The 17,750-nt window shown below is 37.2% G+C and carries 17 protein-coding genes; 10 read left to right on the forward strand and 7 right to left on the reverse strand.

From position 1 onward, the window contains the following. Positions 1–550: fasciclin domain-containing protein (locus VLZ86_RS11765; RefSeq protein WP_325451550.1), on the reverse strand; the 550-nt coding region annotated here is incomplete at its 3' end. A 67-nt stretch (positions 551–617) separates the two neighbouring features. Between VLZ86_RS11765 and VLZ86_RS11770 the strand changes: the two genes are divergently transcribed. The 6 genes from VLZ86_RS11770 (at position 618) to VLZ86_RS11795 (ending at position 6,817) form a co-directional block, all read left to right on the forward strand. Continuing rightward, on the forward strand, positions 618–1,328 hold the full coding sequence (locus tag VLZ86_RS11770) for a toxin-antitoxin system YwqK family antitoxin (RefSeq protein WP_325451552.1): 711 nt from the start codon (positions 618–620) through the stop codon (positions 1,326–1,328). Between the two features lie 165 nt (positions 1,329–1,493). After that, the gene (gene mnmA / locus VLZ86_RS11775) at positions 1,494–2,681 is read left to right on the forward strand and encodes a tRNA 2-thiouridine(34) synthase MnmA (protein ID WP_325451554.1); all 1,188 of its coding nucleotides are present in this window, start codon (positions 1,494–1,496) and stop codon (positions 2,679–2,681) included. A gap of 136 nt (positions 2,682–2,817) precedes the next feature. After that, positions 2,818–3,762, forward strand: coding sequence for a nitronate monooxygenase (locus VLZ86_RS11780; RefSeq protein ID WP_325451556.1), 945 nt, complete (start codon positions 2,818–2,820; stop codon positions 3,760–3,762). Between the two features lie 380 nt (positions 3,763–4,142). Then, a complete protein-coding gene (locus tag VLZ86_RS11785; protein ID WP_325451558.1) occupies positions 4,143–5,537 on the forward strand; it encodes an MATE family efflux transporter in 1,395 nt (464 codons plus the stop codon). A gap of 468 nt (positions 5,538–6,005) precedes the next feature. After that, complete coding sequence (locus VLZ86_RS11790) at positions 6,006–6,233, forward strand: hypothetical protein (RefSeq protein WP_129016820.1); 228 nt, start codon at positions 6,006–6,008, stop codon at positions 6,231–6,233. Continuing rightward, complete coding sequence (locus VLZ86_RS11795) at positions 6,233–6,817, forward strand: phosphatase PAP2 family protein (protein ID WP_325451561.1); 585 nt, start codon at positions 6,233–6,235, stop codon at positions 6,815–6,817. Before VLZ86_RS11790 ends, VLZ86_RS11795 begins: the two co-directional genes overlap by 1 nt. Here the strand turns inward: VLZ86_RS11795 and VLZ86_RS11800 are convergent. From VLZ86_RS11800 to VLZ86_RS11820, 5 genes are all read right to left on the reverse strand, one after another. Further along, positions 6,811–7,692, reverse strand: a complete 882-nt coding sequence (locus VLZ86_RS11800; protein WP_325451563.1) for a diacylglycerol/lipid kinase family protein — start codon at positions 7,690–7,692, stop codon at positions 6,811–6,813. The two genes, VLZ86_RS11795 and VLZ86_RS11800, sit on opposite strands and share 7 nt — an antisense overlap. A 276-nt stretch (positions 7,693–7,968) precedes the next feature. Beyond that, a complete protein-coding gene (locus tag VLZ86_RS11805) occupies positions 7,969–9,330 on the reverse strand; it encodes an acyl-CoA dehydrogenase family protein (protein WP_325451565.1) in 1,362 nt (453 codons plus the stop codon). 235 nt (positions 9,331–9,565) lie between these two features. Then, a complete protein-coding gene (meaB, locus tag VLZ86_RS11810; protein WP_325451567.1) occupies positions 9,566–10,642 on the reverse strand; it encodes a methylmalonyl Co-A mutase-associated GTPase MeaB in 1,077 nt (358 codons plus the stop codon). Between the two features lie 17 nt (positions 10,643–10,659). Beyond that, the gene (locus VLZ86_RS11815) at positions 10,660–11,235 is read right to left on the reverse strand and encodes a DUF2911 domain-containing protein (protein WP_325451569.1); all 576 of its coding nucleotides are present in this window, start codon (positions 11,233–11,235) and stop codon (positions 10,660–10,662) included. A 395-nt stretch (positions 11,236–11,630) separates the two neighbouring features. Further along, a complete protein-coding gene (locus VLZ86_RS11820) occupies positions 11,631–12,335 on the reverse strand; it encodes a DUF4382 domain-containing protein (protein ID WP_325451571.1) in 705 nt (234 codons plus the stop codon). Positions 12,336–12,605: 270 nt separating this feature from the next. On the opposite strand from VLZ86_RS11820, the gene VLZ86_RS11825 reads away from it, so the two are divergent. The 4 genes from VLZ86_RS11825 (at position 12,606) to pncA (ending at position 17,424) form a co-directional block, all read left to right on the forward strand. Beyond that, the gene (locus tag VLZ86_RS11825) at positions 12,606–13,058 is read left to right on the forward strand and encodes a KTSC domain-containing protein (RefSeq protein ID WP_325451573.1); all 453 of its coding nucleotides are present in this window, start codon (positions 12,606–12,608) and stop codon (positions 13,056–13,058) included. A 288-nt stretch (positions 13,059–13,346) separates the two neighbouring features. Beyond that, entirely contained in the window at positions 13,347–14,885 is a 1,539-nt protein-coding gene (locus VLZ86_RS11830) for a bifunctional metallophosphatase/5'-nucleotidase (RefSeq protein WP_325451575.1), read from the forward strand. 339 nt (positions 14,886–15,224) lie between these two features. After that, positions 15,225–16,622 (forward strand): nicotinate phosphoribosyltransferase, encoded by a 1,398-nt coding sequence (locus VLZ86_RS11835; RefSeq protein ID WP_325451577.1) that lies wholly within the window; start codon positions 15,225–15,227, stop codon positions 16,620–16,622. A 196-nt stretch (positions 16,623–16,818) separates the two neighbouring features. After that, on the forward strand, positions 16,819–17,424 hold the full coding sequence (pncA, locus tag VLZ86_RS11840; RefSeq protein ID WP_325451578.1) for a bifunctional nicotinamidase/pyrazinamidase: 606 nt from the start codon (positions 16,819–16,821) through the stop codon (positions 17,422–17,424). Between the two features lie 76 nt (positions 17,425–17,500). Here pncA and VLZ86_RS11845 read toward each other — a convergent pair. Then, positions 17,501–17,750, reverse strand: a 250-nt coding sequence (locus VLZ86_RS11845) for a hypothetical protein (RefSeq protein ID WP_325451579.1), incomplete at its 5' end; no start/stop codon positions are given.

Raw genomic sequence — 17,750 nt, forward strand, 5'->3', positions numbered from 1 at the left:
CTACGACGGTTGGCAATCCTATAACAGCATCTACTACGTGAATAGTGCCGTTAGTTGCAGAAATATCTGCTGTAGTGACTTTTGATATCCCGTTAAATTTTACACCATCAGTAGTATTAAAATACAGGCTTAAATTTTTCCCGCCTGGACCTGTTGCATTTGTGTTTTCATAACCTGAGCCGGCATTGACCAAATCGGTTGATTTAACATTTCCTGCAAGGACATGATTTAGCAAAATTTGAGAAAGTACATCCGTGGGCACATCACTTAATTCAGCAAATCCATTATCTGTTAAGAATTTTTGAAAAGCTGCATTTGTTGGCGCCAAAACCGTAAATGGCCCTTGTCCGTTCAATACGCTTACCAAGTTACCATCGGCCGCTTTAAGTGCAGCTATCAAACTACTGAGGTCTGAAGTAGCATCCGCTGTTTCTACAATGTTCATTGGTTGTGGTTCCATGTTGTTGTCATCATCATTACTACAGGATTGAAATCCAACAACCAGTAGTAAGAATGGTAGAATTTTGAGAGTTTTTGAAATAATCTTCATTTTTTTGAGTTTATTTGTTTGACATTAGAACTAACGACAGGTTAGTTTTGTTTAATAAAAATACAGAATGATTAAACAAAGTATATTTTTTATTTTATTTTTAACAGTAACTTTAACAGAATCGATCGCGCAGAACGCTATAAACCAATTCGACGATGACGGAGAACGCCATGGGTTTTGGAAAGTGAATTTCGATCAGACAAATCAACCACGTTATGAAGGCACTTTTCATCATGGTAAGGAAGTGGGACTATTTAAATTCTATAAGTTGGATAAAAATAAGAGTGTTTTAAGCGCGACAAGGGAATTTATCCCTAATGGTGAGGATATTCTGGTGAAATTTTATTCTTCAAAAGGAAAGCTGATAAGTGAAGGACGAATGACCAACAAGCTTTTTGTTGGGAAATGGGTGTATTACCATAATAAAACAAACGGCATCATGACCGTTGAACATTATAATGATAAAGGACAGCTCGATGGAGAAAAAGTAGTGTATTATCCGAATGGTCAAATAGCTGAACAATCCCATTATGTCAATGGAAAAATAGAAGGCATTTCTAAAGTATTTTCAGAAAAAGGAGTGCTTATAAAAGAATTTACCTATAAAAACGATGTCCTGCACGGCATGTCTAAATATTATGATGCGGACGGAAAAATGCTAGCGGAAGGTGCTTATAAAGACGACCGGAAACATGGTATTTGGAAGTTTTATGAGAAGGGTGTTCTTACGGAAGAAAAAGATTTTACTGTATATAGTAAAAATCCGATGAAACAGTAATTCAGTCTTCAGTTGGCATAAAATAGTATTCAGTATTTCTGTGAAACTCAATTTTTCGCCGTGAACCGCTGTCTCCAGTTATTTGTCATCTTTCAAAATCCCAACTTCATTTTCAATTTCTCATCCACATTGCATTATCTGCGATAAACTTTGTAATTTTGCAAAATGAAAAGAGTAATCGTAGGACTTTCAGGAGGTGTTGATTCAAGCGTTGCCGCGTATTTGTTAAAGGAGCAAGGCTATGAGGTTATTGGCTTGTTTATGAAAAACTGGCATGATGATTCCGTGACTATTTCTGACGAGTGCCCTTGGTTGGACGATAGTAATGACGCCATGTTAGTGGCCGATAAATTGGGAATTCCATTTCAAACGGTTGATTTAAGCGAACAATATAAAGAACGTATTGTCGATTATATGTTTGACGAATACCAGAAAGGTAGAACGCCCAATCCTGATGTGCTTTGCAATCGTGAAATCAAGTTTGATGTATTTATGAAAATTGCACTTGATTTGGGTGCTGACTTTGTAGCAACCGGTCATTATTGCCGTAAGGGCGTCCTTCAAAGGGATGGAAAGGAGATTTATCAATTACTCGCTGGAGTGGATGACAATAAGGATCAATCCTATTTTTTGTGCCAATTATCCCAAGCGCAACTATCAAAGGCATTATTCCCAATTGGCGAATTGACAAAGCCTGAAGTTCGTAAAATTGCAACAGAACAGAATTTGGTTACGGCCGATAAAAAAGATTCTCAAGGCCTTTGTTTTATTGGAAAAGTGAGACTTCCAGAGTTTTTACAGCAAAAATTACAGCCTAAAGAAGGGGTGATTGTAGAAATTCCGTCCGAGAAAGAAATATATAGTCAAGTAGAGCCTGAGTTCAATTCTGAAGCAGATCAATTTGCTTATTTAACAAGGAAGATTGAATACCATATTACTGATGGAAAAGTGGTCGGTAAACACCAAGGTGCGCATTATTTCACAAAAGGCCAGCGTAAAGGACTTGCTGTTGGGGGCACAGTTGAACCTCTTTTTGTTATTGAAACCGATGTAAAAGAAAACGTAATTTATACAGGTCAAGGCAAAGAACACCCAGGACTTCTTAAAAAAGCCTTGTTTGTATCTAATGATGAAGTGCATTGGATCCGTGAAGATTTAAAATTGAGATTAGATGAAACTTTGGAGGTCAAAGCCCGAATTAGATACCGTCAACCACTTCAAAATGCTACCTTGCATCAAGTGGACAACGGACTTTACGTCGTTTTTGAAGAATTGCAATCGGCCATTACCGAAGGTCAATTTGTGGCATGGTACCTCAATGACGAACTAGTTGGTTCGGGAGTAATTTCTTAAATTGCAGTAATAGTTTTATGGCATTAGTGCTGATGAAAGTAATTATTTTTCTGTTTCTTCAGATGCCAAAACGATAAATTGGTCATGGAACAGAAGTATGATAATATCCTCTCAATTCTAAATTTATAAAATCTTAATGTCAAATAAAATCACCCAACTTTTTAAAATCAAATATCCAATCATTCAAGCAGGAATGATATGGAACAGTGGATGGAAACTAGCTTCAGCGTCCAGTAATTCAGGAATTCTTGGACTGATTGGTGCCGGATCCATGTATCCGGAGGTTTTAAGAGAACATATTCAAAAGTGTAAAAAAGCTACGGATAAACCTTTTGGTGTCAATGTGCCCATGCTTTATCCAAACATTGAGGAGATCATGAACATTATTGTGGAAGAAGAGGTGAAGATTGTTTTTACTTCCGCAGGGAACCCTAAAACCTGGACGGCCTGGTTAAAAGAGCGTGGCGTAACCGTGGTTCATGTGGTGAGCAGTGTGAAATTTGCATTGAAAGCCCAAGAGGCTGGTGTTGATGCCGTAGTTGCGGAAGGTTTTGAAGCAGGAGGTCATAATGGAAGGGAAGAAAGTACCACACTTACTTTAATTCCAATGGTTAGAGAAGCCTTGGATATACCTCTCATTGCTGCAGGTGGCATTGCAACCGGTCAAGGCATGTTGGCAGTTATGGTATTGGGTGCTGATGGGGTACAAGTGGGCAGCAGATTTGTTGCAAGTGAAGAAAGTTCTGCACACCAAGACTTTAAGGAGGTTGTGATTAACGCCCAAGAAGGTGATACGCATTTGACTTTAAAAGAATTAGCACCGGTACGGCTGATCAAAAATAAGTTTTATAATGATATTGTGGAATTGTATAAAACTTCTCCAACAGTTGAGGAACTCAAAGATTTATTGGGCAGGGCAAGAGCAAAGCGCGGCATGTTTGAAGGTGATTTGGAAGAAGGCGAATTGGAAATTGGTCAGATTTCTGGATTGATCCACGATATTAAACCAGTTGAGAAAATTGTTGCAGACATGCTTTCAGAATATGAAATTGCGAAACAACAGGTAAAGACATTGTTTTAACTCAATTAGAGTTTCAATAACGCGTGAGCAAGTCGCACATTTAAGATGTTTAATATCCTATAAACACAAAGGGGAAGAAATTCCCCTTTGTGATTGGAAATGTTTTAACAGTACTATTTTTAAATCCCTCTAAAATAATAGCTAAAACTTTTCGTGTTCTATAAATGTGTCCTAAATGTTATCCGAACGAAGCTTCACCTCTGTTTGTAAAATTAACTGATATCCTGATTTTGTCCAATTATAAAGAAACAACTTATTAACAAAGTTTCGATGTAAGTTAATAACTATCAATTGGTTGATCTGTTTACGTCGAAATAAAACAAGATAATAAGTCGTAAAGATGTTCAATCCATCTACCTTTGCACCTTTAAAATTTAAGCGTGATTCTATCTCAATATACTAAAGAATTTAAGTACAACTTAAACTTGGCTGCACCAGTCATGTTGGGCATGCTAGGCCATACCTTCGTGAGCCTTGTAGACAACATTATGGTAGGTCAGTTGGGGGCTGCAGAACTTGCGGCAGTGTCTTTGGGCAATAGTTTTGTATTTATTGCCATGTCTGTTGGCATTGGATTTTCAACGGCCATTACGCCTTTGGTGGCTGAGGCTGATACGGAAAATAATTTCGCAAAAGGAAAATCGGCCTTAAAACACGGATTGTTTCTATGTACGGCCTTGGGACTTGTTTTGTTCATCCTTTTACTATTGGCCAAGCCCTTAATGTATATCATGGATCAACCTGAAGAGGTGGTGGTGCTGGCCATTCCGTATTTGGATTTGGTAGCATTTTCATTGATTCCGTTGATTGTGTTTCAGGCATTTAAGCAATTTAGTGATGGTCTTTCGCTTACAAAATATCCAATGTATGCCACAATTCTAGCCAACGTGATCAATGTGGTGCTCAATTATCTTTTGATTTTTGGTAAGTTTGGATTTCCTGAGATGGGTATCGTGGGCGCAGCTATTGGAACCTTGATTTCCAGGGTTGTTATGGTCTTTTTCTTATGGTGGGTTTTAAAAGCTCGAGATAAATCTAAAGCCTATGTCACCAATATTAAGATTTTTGTTTTAGAGTCACCAATGCTTAAAAAGGTCATCAATATTGGATTTCCAAGTGCTATGCAAATGTTTTTTGAAGTTGGTATTTTTACGTCTGCCATATGGCTCAGTGGTACCTTGGGTCAAAATCCACAGGCAGCAAATCAAATCGCTTTGAATCTGTCATCTATGACGTTTATGGTCGCCACAGGATTAAGTGTTGCTGCTATGATTAGGGTAGGCAATCAAAAAGGGCTTCGAAATTTCACCGAATTGCGTCGCATAGCGATATCTATATTTTTATTAGGTGTCATTTTGGCCGTAATTTTTGCTTTGACATTTGTGCTTTTACATAAGGTTCTTCCAACTATTTATGTGGATTTGGAGGATCCGATTAACGCTATTGATACACGCGAAGTTGTCGCCATTGCCTCCACATTGCTCTTGGTCTCTGCGGTGTTTCAGATCAGCGATAGTTTACAGGTCGTTGCTCTTGGTGCACTTAGAGGTTTACAGGATGTTAAAATGCCAACAATTATTACGTTCATCTCATATTGGGTCATTGGATTTCCAATTAGCTTTTATTTAGGCAAAGAAGATGCTTATGGCAGTGTGGGAATATGGCTTGGACTTATAGCCGGATTGACCTGTGCCGCTATAATGTTATTTATTAGATTTAATTATTTGACCAAGAAATTGATCAAGATGGAAGTGCCTCGAGTTGAAAGTGTCTAATGTTGGAAATTGTCTGTAGTATTTAAAATTGGCCGTTCCTAAAGTATTTGAAGTTTGGAAGGGTCTAAAGTTGGAAAGTTGCGAAAGTAAAGAATTCAGAGCGAAGCGAAAAGATCAAGAGCTCCAAGAGATTTTAAAAATTAAATCAGAATTAGTTTGACTGAAGCCAGCGAAACTGATTATTGGCTAGAAATCATTGAATAGCTAAATTGGAAAATGGATGAAAGTTTTAAAAACTTAGCTTCGGAGCTATAGAACTTTTGGTTATTTTTACTTCTATTGCGAGCAAATTATAAGCCTTAAACTAATTAAAATTTGATACTTTTGTATTAAATTTTACTTTAAGATAGTTAACTTAATAACACAACATCAACTCTAGGCACTTCAATTACTTATAACCCTTACAGAACCTATTTGATTACATAACTTTAGTGCATGTTAAATGCTTCTAACTAAAAATTAAAAAAAATGGAACTACCAAAATTCATACTCGGCGATAATACAGATTTTCCAGATGCGATTTATATCATACATACTGACTTTCCACGATTTATTTTAAATTTGGAAGATGATGAGGTGGAGTGGATGGAAGAATTTGATGAGCATGACGAAAAGGAAATCTCTTCAGAAACCGAAAATTTAATTCAACAGGCTACAGATTTTTATGATCGTGAAATAGAAAGATACAATGCCTAATGATTGATCAAATTCTACAATTAGATACGGATGTTTTTATCTTTTTAAACAGTCTTGGAACAAAAGCTTGGGATCCGTTTTGGTTGGCCTATACCTCTAAATTCAATTGGATTCCGCTATATGCCTTGTTACTGTATTTGATTTCAAGACAAATGCGCTTAAAGGCCGTTCTTATCACTGTTATAGTCGTAGCTTTAATGATCTTGGTTACGGACCAAGTCACCAATCTTTTCAAAAACGGATTGCACAGATTGAGACCTTGCCATTTGGCAGAGTTGGTTGACAGTATGCGATTGGTGAAATCTGGTTGCGGCGGTCGGTACGGTTTCTTTTCTGGACACGCTTCCAATACCATGGCAGCAGCAATCTTTATGGGGCTTACCTTAAAGAAACAATTCAAATACTTGATTTACGTCCTGATCTTTTGGGCGTTCTTAATGAGTTATAGTCGGATTTATATTGGGGTACATTATCCTTTGGATGTATTGTTGGGCATGTTGTTTGGTCTTATGATGGGAATATTATTTTACAAGCTCAACCTCTATGCAATACATAAATTCAATGCCGATTATAAGAATCAATAGATAACCTGAAGTGATTTTTCCAAGAGTGAAATGTTGAGGACATTACTGGCAATATTGAAAAATTCGCCATCGATTTGACTTTCAAAAATACCCTGATTTTCTTGGCTTATCTTGATTGCTTTTGATTGATAAAATTTAGATTCCTTTATCAAATGAGGCTTTTTAAGTAAGATCAAACACCCGAAGTATAAGGATTTTAACTTAGACATTTTTGAAACAATAAGAACATCCAAAAGGCCATCCTGTAATGATGCTGACGGGGTTAAACTAATCTTATAGCCCATTTCATTGGAATTGGAAACAAATACCAGAAATGGATAGGTGCGGATCGTTTCGCCGTTTACTTCAACCGTAATTTCATTCTTATATTTTATGGTCTTCAGAGCTTTTAGCGACGATTTTAAATAACTAATTAATTTTCTTTCGTTAGAATTCTCATAGTGCCTAATTACTTGGGCATCAATACCAATGCCTGTGTTGCTGAAAAAATAATGTTCGTTGATACGCCCTACATCAATTTTTTTCACGGAAGCTTTTTTGATGAGAGCAATAGCCTGCGCCACCTCTTTTGGAATTTTCAAATTGGAGGCCAAGCCATTTCCAGATCCTAACGGAATAATGCCTAACGGAATGGTAGTATTGACCAAGCATGAAGCTACTTCGTTAATAGTGCCATCTCCACCACAGGCCACAATAATATGTGCGCCTTCGGCAATGGACAATTTGGTTAATGTTTTAGCGTGTTTTTTATATTCGGAATTTTTTATCGTAATAGCATAGTCTACTTCATCAAAAAATTTACTTAAAAACTTTTTATTGATAAGTTGGTTCCCAGAACCGGATACAGGATTCACTATGAAGTGTATATGTTTCAAATACTATTCCTTTAATGCTTAGATACTGATAACGCTATTTTGCAACCAAATGTGTAGAACTATGAAGTCTGGCGCAAAAGTCTGAAAAGCGGTTGAAAGATATTAATTTACAGACATAAATTATCAAAATTTTAGGAAATTGAGTTTATAAATCTTTCCAAATAAACATCACCTATTAATGCGGAACCGTTTAGGGGCTCTTTGACAATAGATACCAATAGCGTAAGTAAAAAACTTAACGCGTTATAGGGTGACTCAATAATTATCCTTAACCAATTATACAAACGCACTATAGCCAGTTATGGCCCTTCCTACAATGAGCGTATTGATTTCTTTGGTACCTTCATAAGAATATATGGCTTCCGCATCGGCCACAAACCGCGCCACATTATACTCCAATAAGATACCGTTGCCACCCATGACCTCGCGCGCTTGACTAACTACATCGCGAGTTCTCAGAGAGCAAAATACTTTTGCCAATGATGCGTGTTCATCTGTGAGCAGACCTTGATCCTGCAATTCAGATAGTCTATAGACCATGGTTTTCATCGCCGTTAGATTGGATAACATTTCCACCAAATGATTTTGTATTAATTGGAAGGAAGCAATTGGTTTTCCAAACTGTTCACGTTTTTTGGTGTATTTGAGTGCATTTTCATAAGCACCCCTTGCACAACCTACCGCTTGCCATGCCACTCCCGCTCGGGTCATTCGCAACACCTTGGCAGTGTCTCTGAAAGAATTGGCGTTTTGGAGTCGGTCTTTTTCGGCAACTCTACAATCCTTTAAGGTGATCATGGCATTCTGAACGGTTCTCAAGGCCATTTTGTCTTCCATTTTCTCCGTGGTGAAACCTGGAGTGTCCTTTCTTACTAAAAAACCTTTTACTTTATTGCTCGTTTCTTCTCTTGCCCAAATAATAGTTACATCGGCAAATGTGGCATTACCGATCCATTTTTTTTGACCGTTCAAAATCCACTCATCGCCTTCCAGTCTACACGTAGTTTCCATCCCACCTGCCACAGCGCTTCCAACATTAGGTTCGGTCAGGCCAAAGGCACCTATCAGTTCCATCTTTTGCATTTTTGGCAGCCATTCCTCTTTTTGTTCTTCGCTTCCGCAGAGATAGATCGAGCCCATGGCAAGACCGCTATGGACACCAAAAAATGTGGAGACCGAAACATCTACGCGTGCCAACTCTTCAGCGATGATACCTTCCATAATGAATGGCAAATCAGGACAGCCGTAACCTTTATAGGCGACCCCACAAATGTTAAGTGCTGCCAATTTGGGAATGATTTCCATTGGGAATTGTGCTTTTTTCCAATAGTCGTTGGCAATAGGCTCTACTTCATCCTCCATGAAATTGCGAACTTTCATTTGAATAGCGCGCTGTTCTTGGGTCAATTTTAAATCAAGATCATAAAAATCACCATCAATAGGAGGTAATTGGTGTTGTCCTTTTTTGCTTTTCTCGGTGAGCATTTTCATGAGGCCGTCGAGCTGTTTATCATCAAGTTCGCCTACAGTTTTCATGATTTTAGGTAAGTCGATCTTCTCTGAGATTCTGCCCAGATCTTCAAAGTCAACTTCTTTCATCAAGTTTATAATGGACTTAATTTTAGTAAATAATTTCATAGTGCGACTCGAATTTTAATTAGTTGTTGAAAAGTTAATGCTTTTCAATAGAATTCAATGTTCTGTCTAGAAATTTATAATGAATTTAACGTGGGGAATAGAAATCGAAGTAGAAAAGTATTTTTTGACTGATGCTTGAGAAAATGCAGAGTTACACAGAGAAACAGGTGAAATAGTCGTGGATTGGTGGCTAAAAACAGGAATGGTAAGCTCCCTGATGCATTTAAAATGGGATTTACTTTAAACTAAGCAACAGTTCAGCGGCAACGAATGGTGTGGTTTCGCCATTTTCAATGCGTTCCAATTGATGTTTCAATTCTTTTTTGATGGAAGGATTGTTGTAAAAATCGGTTTTCAATCGGTCTTCAATGGTTTGAAGCAACCAAAATTTGTTTTGCTCATTCCGAGAATAATCAAAGAAATGGTTTTCTTTAACCACGTTTAAATAGTCCTCAATCAGTTGCCAAACTTCTGGTATTCCTGTGTTTTCGAGTGCACTGGCAAGTAATACTTTGGGTTGCCATCCTGATTCTTTGGGTGGGTAGAGGTGGAGCGCCCGGTTAAATTCGACCTTGGCGGTTTTGGCATTTTTAAGATTATCACCATCGGCCTTATTGATCACAATGGCATCTGCCATTTCCATAATACCACGTTTAATACCTTGCAACTCATCTCCCGCACCCGCCAATTTCAATAGTAAAAAGAAATCGACCATACTGTGGACTGCCGTTTCACTTTGTCCAACACCCACGGTTTCAATTAAGATCGTGTCAAAACCGGCCGCTTCGCATAAAATAATGGTTTCCCTACTTTTGCGCGCCACACCACCAAGCGAGCTGCCAGAAGGGGAAGGACGGATAAAAGCATTCTCGTTCTTGACCAAATCTTCCATCCGGGTTTTATCGCCTAAAATGGAACCGCGGCTCAAAGTACTGCTCGGATCTACCGCTAAAACAGCAATCTGCTTTCCTCTTGAAGTCAGATACGTTCCAAAAGCTTCAATAAAAGTGCTTTTTCCAACCCCTGGAACCCCAGTAATGCCAATTCTGATGGATGCGTTGGCATAAGGCAGGCATTGTTGAATAATGTCGTTGGCTTTTTTTAAATGCTGCGGATTGGTGCTTTCCACTAAAGTTATGGCCCTGCTTAAGGACGTCCTGTCTTTGGCTAATATCCCTTTGACTAGCTCTGCTGCAGAAGGTTGTTGCTGACGTCTGTTTTTAATGGCAGCGATAGCACTTTTATTGGTCGTTTCAGGTTCAGAAACACCTTCATTTTCTTGTAGTGCTGAAGTTTTGCCTTTTTCGGTCAAATTATTTATGATTTAGCCTATTGTGTTTGTTCCTTACTGATTTCCATAGGAACTTCTATTTTGGTTTGGTCCCATGCCATGGTCATTTTCAAAATATCTACGGTATTGTCAAAAGCAATGGTAAACTGTTCCACGGTACTATCTAAGTTGATAACAGGTACATCTACTTCCAAAAGATCATATTTTGGTTCACGCATTGGTCGCATTTGATCGTCCACGCCCCACTCATATTGTTGGGTGTTAAAATAAACTTTCCAAAGACTATCATTAGGTACGGTCCAAAGTGTATAAATGCCCTTAGGTACTGAAATACCGTCAATTATCAGAGTTCTATTGGTAGTAAATGTGGTAGCCTCGTTAGCTCCCGTACGCCACACTTTATCGTAGGGCACCAAGGCGCCAAAGATCTCTCGTCCTTTTTTATAAGGCCGGTTGTAAAGTACTTCCAATTTTGTATCATTTAACTCAAATTTCACGACATCTTTTGGACTCACGCGTTTTGAGAAAATATCTTCAACAAAATAGGAATATATAAATAAGCCTACTGCTACAATAGCAAGGATAATTAACAGGCGTTTTAAAAACGTATTCATAACTAATGATTGAGTGATTTGAAACTTGGGTTAAATATAAATATAAAAGATTGCTCCTTAAAGTACTTAACGTTGTTTTATGGAAAGTTGGTATTGTTTTTTAAAAAAGCATGCTAAAATAGTGTCGTCCTTATATTTTTAAAACTTTTTAAGTGAAAATATCCCTAAATCGTGATGCGATTTTAGATGTCAAAATTTTAGGAATTGAGTTGTTTGGATGATTCAAACCCATCTTTCAATAAAGGTCAAGGATGAGCTAAAATAAGCATAGCGGAATGTTTTTAGCATACTGTGGAGAAGGATATAACCTCCACTATATCAATAAAAAAAACTGCCCGAGAAGCAGCCTTTTGAGACTTTCCGGGCAGTTATAATAATATAGTAATTAAAAAAACTTAATCTAAATCATCCATTAATTCAATTTGAACTTTAATGGCTTGTTTAAGAGCTTCGGCCAAATCATTGTTACCGTCTGTGTCATTAGGACTTATGGTAATCATTCCATCACCATCACCATCAGTAGCGGTAGATAGGTCTACCAGGGCTAATACGGCATTAAGATCAAAATTGATGACGACTTCTTTGGTGTTATTATCAATGACCAATTTTTTGTCCATGTCTTCATAATCAATTTCGATTTCGTCTTCAAAATCATGCCAAAAAACAAACGCTTGTCCGTTGATTTCTCCGGTCAATTCCATGCTTTTTCCAAATAAAGGAGAGTTTGAATTTTCACTTTTGTCAAATTCAAATTCAATTTCCTCATAAATTCCATTAGGAACTTCAATATCTACTAACTGAACACTGTTTCCGGATAACAAATCGATTTCAAAAGGTCCTTTTAATTCGATATCATCGTCACTATCATAAAAGTCATCATCAATTTCCAGTTCAATTTCTTTAAAGTTCACTAAAAACTTAGAGAGTTCCACATTATCTGTTCCTCTATTTACTGCCATATTATAAGTAGCGCTAGCGGCTATTTTCAAATGACCTTGATCAGGTGCTATTGTGGCATCATCATCTGATGAACAGGCAGTAAAAACAGTTGCCATGGAGAGTGCAACAACGCCAAATTTCATTTTTTTTAATACATTCATAGTTTTAAAATTTATAGGTTATATAAAATAAACGCTCAGTAGCTCATATATTATTTTCAAAGTGTTAAACATATCTAAAAGTTTTTCGCTCCCTACTCAGTAGTAACATAGGTTCATGGTTTCAATAAACATGGAAAGGATAAGGTTATGTTGGTATTAAAAAGATGGCAGAACTTTTTATTTTGAATTTATTATTTAACTAAAATGTTATAAGATAGTAATTTGTGTCATATTTACTCGTACTTTTGCGCCCTCAAATAAAATTTTGAAATGAAGCGCATAAATGAATACAAAAAACTCTTTGGAGTGGAAAACGAAGTCGAATTAAAGACCTTAAAAAAGAGTTACCGGGATTTAGTAAAGGAATGGCATCCTGACAAATTCCAAAACGGCGATGTTCTACAGCAAGAAGCTGAAGTACAAAGCAGAAGAATTATTGATGGCTACCATTTTTTAGTGAGTATTGCGCCAGAGACCCTTGCATCAAATTTAGATGAGTATAACGAAACGATTACCAATTCTGGAATCGCAGATTATATGCACAAAGGTTTAGTCATGGAAATCACGTTTTTAGATGGGGCAACCTATGAGTATTTTGGCGTGACAAAACAGGTCTACATTAAAATGATCAACAGCGATAAGGTCAATCGTTTTGCAAAGCGTAATATTTATCCTAATTACACATATAGAAAGTCCAAAAGAATTCTAGAGCCTGCTCAGTAGGAAGATAGACATTGAGTTTCCCTAATAAAAATAGTGGGAAGAACATATAAGTTATAAGGGGTACAAGGTTTTTTTAATCGTGTCCCCTTTTTTGTTTATTTCTTTTTGACGCAATCAATACGTTCCTTTTCATGTATGGATTTTGATCTAAGTGAGGTTTCCATGCACATTTTAAGAGTTTAAAAATGCTAAATTTCTAACTGTTGGAGACTGAGGCTAAGCACTTTTAGAAGAATTAAAGTTTTTTTTCGGATTGTAAATGCCTATTTTGCATAAAATCTCTTTATTATGAAAAAAATATTTACGCTTCTGTCGCTCTCAGTTTTATTGTTTGGAAGTTCCTGTTCTGTAGCTCATAAAAATGCCTCTATTAAGGATGATGGCAAAATTGATATTGTCTTTGTACAAGTCAATGATGTTTATGAAATAGGCCCTTTAGGAGGTGGAAGAGAAGGAGGAATTGCACGTGTTGCAAGTTTAAAGAAGCAGGAAAAAGAGAAGAACATAAATACATTTCTAGTTATGGGAGGAGACTTTGTGAGCCCTTCTATTTATAATAGTCTGAAATATGAAGGGAAAAGCATACGTGGTCAACAAATGATTGAAGCCTTAAATGCGGCCGAGATGGACTTCGTCGTTTTTGGTAATCATGAATTTGATATTAAGGAAGCTGAACTCCAGTCGCGAATTGACGAATCAGAATTTACTTGGGTGGCTTCAAATACATTTCATAATAACGGATCGACTATCCAGCCCTTCACCAAGAATTCAACCGCTCCATTTCCAGAAACTTATATTCTCAATGTTACTGATGCCGATGGTACCCAAGCGAAAATTGGTATTATCGGACTTACGCTCCCTTTTAATAAAGTGCCATATGTACACTATACTGATCCTATTACAACTGCCAAAAGGCTGTATGCTGAGATAAAAGATTCTGTAGATATCGTGATCGCTTTAACGCATTTGGATATTTTGGATGACATTAAACTTGCCCAAGAGATTCCAGCTTTAGGTATCATTATGGGAGGGCATGAGCATGACATGCAATTTGAAAAAGTAGGTGATGTCTATATTACCAAAGCACACGCCAATGCGAAAACAGCTTATGTCAATACTTTGAGGTTGGATAAGAGAAATGGGACCTTAAAAGTATTTCCAAAATTAGAATATCTCAATGAAACAATAGCGCTTGATGATCACACGAATAAAGTGGTTGAAAAGTGGGTAAAAATCGCCAATGAAAATTACAATTCCCTTGGATTTGATGCTGAGGATATCATTATAACCAAAAGTGCTCCTCTTGAAGGCAGAGAAACTATAATCAGGTCACAACCAAGCAATCTAACGGAGCTCGTGGTGCGGGGCGTACAAGCTGCCACGCCTTTATCTGATGTTGTACTCGTAAATGCAGGTGCAATTCGCGTTGATGATATTTTACATGCACCAGTCTCTCAATATGATATCTTACGAGCGATGCCTTTTGGTGGTGAAATAAGAGAGGTTGAAATGAAGGGCAGTTTGCTAAGTAAGATTCTGGATGTAGGGGAAAGTAATAAAGGCATTGGAGGTTATTTGTTGCGTAACTCAACCGTTATGAAGGTGGATGATAAGTGGCTTATTGGAGAAGATACAATTGATAACAACAAGGAATATAGGGTAGCTATGTTGGGTTTCTTGCTTACCGGCATGGAGTCCAATTTAGACTTTTTAAAAGAAGATAATCCAGAAATTGTCAAATTGTATCCCATTGAGACCTCTAGTGATCATCCGCAATCTGATATCCGATTGGCACTTGTACATTACTTGAAAAGTTTAAATAATTAAGCATTGGCAGAGGGATGAAATTGAGTTTTCCTTGACAGTAGTATTACAAAAGAGCAGAATTAAAAACTTTTGTTAAATTTTCAACTAGCTATTAATCTTGTCTATTTTTTTTGTATATTTATATTACAATCGTATCGGGGTGCTTAAATCTTTAAAAATAGCTGAGAATAAACCCGCATAACTTCAAAGGGATAATGCCAAAAGAAGGATTATGATTTGCAAAGGGAACAACGTTATCATAACTTGTTCCCTTTGTTTTTTATAGTATCTTATTAATAAATTAATCATTATTTCAATATGCTTCACTGCATATAATTTCTCAATTAAAACCAAACTTTCATGAATATTACAGCTTCTTATACAGATCTTTATCAACTGACCATGTCCCAAGTGTACTTTAGAACCAAACCGGACGGTCGGGCGGTCTATGACTATTATTTTAGAAACAATCCTTTTAATGGCGGGTATTCAATTTTTGCAGGATTGGAGGATGTGTTGAATATTCTTGAGAATTTGAAATTTTCAGCGTCTGATGTGGCCTATCTGGAGCAACATGGATTCGAACGGAGTTTTTTGGATTATTTAAAGGATTTTAGATTTCGAGGGAATATCTTTTCAAGCCTAGAAGGCGATGTCGTTTTCCCCAATCGGCCAATTCTACAGGTTGAAGCCAATATTATTGAGGCACAAATTATAGAAACTCTGTTGCTGAATCTTCTAAACTTCCAGACCTTAATAGCGACAAAGGCCAGCCGAATCCGACATAGTGCTAAAACAGAAATGCTATTGGATATGGGGTTGCGCCGTGCTCATGCAACCGGCGGGTATTATGCGTCACGAGCAGCTATAATTGGAGGTTTTGACAGCACGAGCAACGTGAAAGCCGCTGAAGATTATGATATTCCGTCTTCTGGAACTATGGCACATTCATTTATCCAAAGTTATGAAGATGAATTACAGGCCTTTAGGGATTTTGCAAAATACCGACCAAAAAACTGTGTACTCCTCATAGATACCTATAATACACTTAGAAGTGGATTGCCAAATGCCATTACAGTTGCCAAGGAAATGGAAAGCAATGGAGAGCAATTGTTGGGTGTTAGACTGGATAGTGGAGATTTAGCTTATCTAGCCAAAAGAGCACGTAAAATGTTGGATGAAGCCAATTTAGGTTATGTGAAAATAGTGGCCTCGAACCAATTGGATGAATTTGTTATAAAAAGTTTGAAAGATCAAGGAGCACCAATTGACATCTTTGGTGTTGGGACCAACTTGGTTACCGGAAAACCAGACGCGGCGATAGATGGGGTTTATAAGTTGTCTGAATACAATGGCGAACCGCGCATCAAGCTTTCTGAAAATATTATTAAGGTTTCACTTCCGTACAAAAAACAAGTATACAGAATGTTGGACAAAAACGGCATGTTTTATGGCGCAGATGCCGTCGCGGTTTTTAATGAGAAAAACGTTGAACGAATGGAACATTCATTTGATTCTAATAAAAATTTAGATTTGACACGGTTCGATCATGAACCTTTGCTGCAACAGGTCATGAAAAATGGTAAAAAGGTTATGCCAGCACGAACGGTTAGTGAAATTGCAGCCTATTCAAAATCCCGATTGGAAAATCTGCCAGAAGAATACAAACGTTTTCAGAATCCGCATATTTATAAAATAGGTTTGAGTACTGAACTTAAGAAAGAACGCGATAAATTAGTCCTCAAGCATAAATTTTAAGACACGGATTGCACTAATTATCATTGATCAATATTATCAGTTTATGTGAAATGGTTGTCGTGATCACTTGTTTATTTATGTCTTTCGTATCCAAAACAACCGTGCTTATATCAGGTTTGCGCCCATCATTTCACGGCTTCAGGTTGTAGAAAACACAATGTTTAATTAACTTTAAAAAGATTATAATTACAGATACATGAAAACACTTCTTATAATTGATGTTCAGAACGATTTTATGCCTGGCGGATCACTTGCAGTTCCTGATGGCGATAAAATAGTTCCGATAATCAATAGCATTCAACATAAATTTGATTTGGTCGTGGCTGCACAAGATTGGCATCCACAAGATCATGTGAGTTTTGCGTCTAATCATCCAGGGAAATCTCATTTTGACGAAATCGATCTTCATGGGAAACCGCAAACATTATGGCCAGATCACTGTGTACAAGGAACTGAAGGTGCAAAGTTCCATCGGGATCTTGACACTCAAAAATGGGAAGCTATTTTTAGAAAAGGAACGGATAAGAACATTGATAGTTATAGTGCCTTTTATGACAATGGCCATCTAAAATCGACGGGATTGGCAGGGTATTTAAAAGAGAAAGGCGTGTCCCAACTTTTTCTATGTGGTCTCGCAGCAGATATTTGTGTTTATTTTTCTACGTACGATGCCTTTAAAGAAGGTTTTGCTTGTTTTTTTATAGAAGATGCTTCTCAGCCATTGGATCCTGAGAAATTTAAAGAGCTAAAAAAGAAGATGGAATATCTGGGCATACAGATAATTTCTTCAGAAGCTATTTAGCAGATAATTTAGATTAAAAAAGAAACCTCTCACGTACTCAAAACCTGAGAGGTTTTTTGATGCAATTATATAAATATCAACTAACTTCCTTTTTGGGCTTTCGCACTCTTATATAAGCGATGATGGCTACAATAATTACAACCGCCGTTAGTATATAAATAAACTTCGGAACCGGAATAGGATCTCCAGCTGCATAACTATGCAATCCGGTTAAATAGTAGTTCACGCCGAAAGACGTCATAATTATTGACCCGAAAGCAAAAACACTTGCCGCGTTCAGGGTAAATCGACTTTTAAGTGCGGGTACCAAACGTAAATGCAATACA

The sequence above is a fragment of the Gelidibacter sp. genome (assembly GCF_035515035.1).
Classification (GTDB): domain Bacteria; phylum Bacteroidota; class Bacteroidia; order Flavobacteriales; family Flavobacteriaceae; genus Gelidibacter.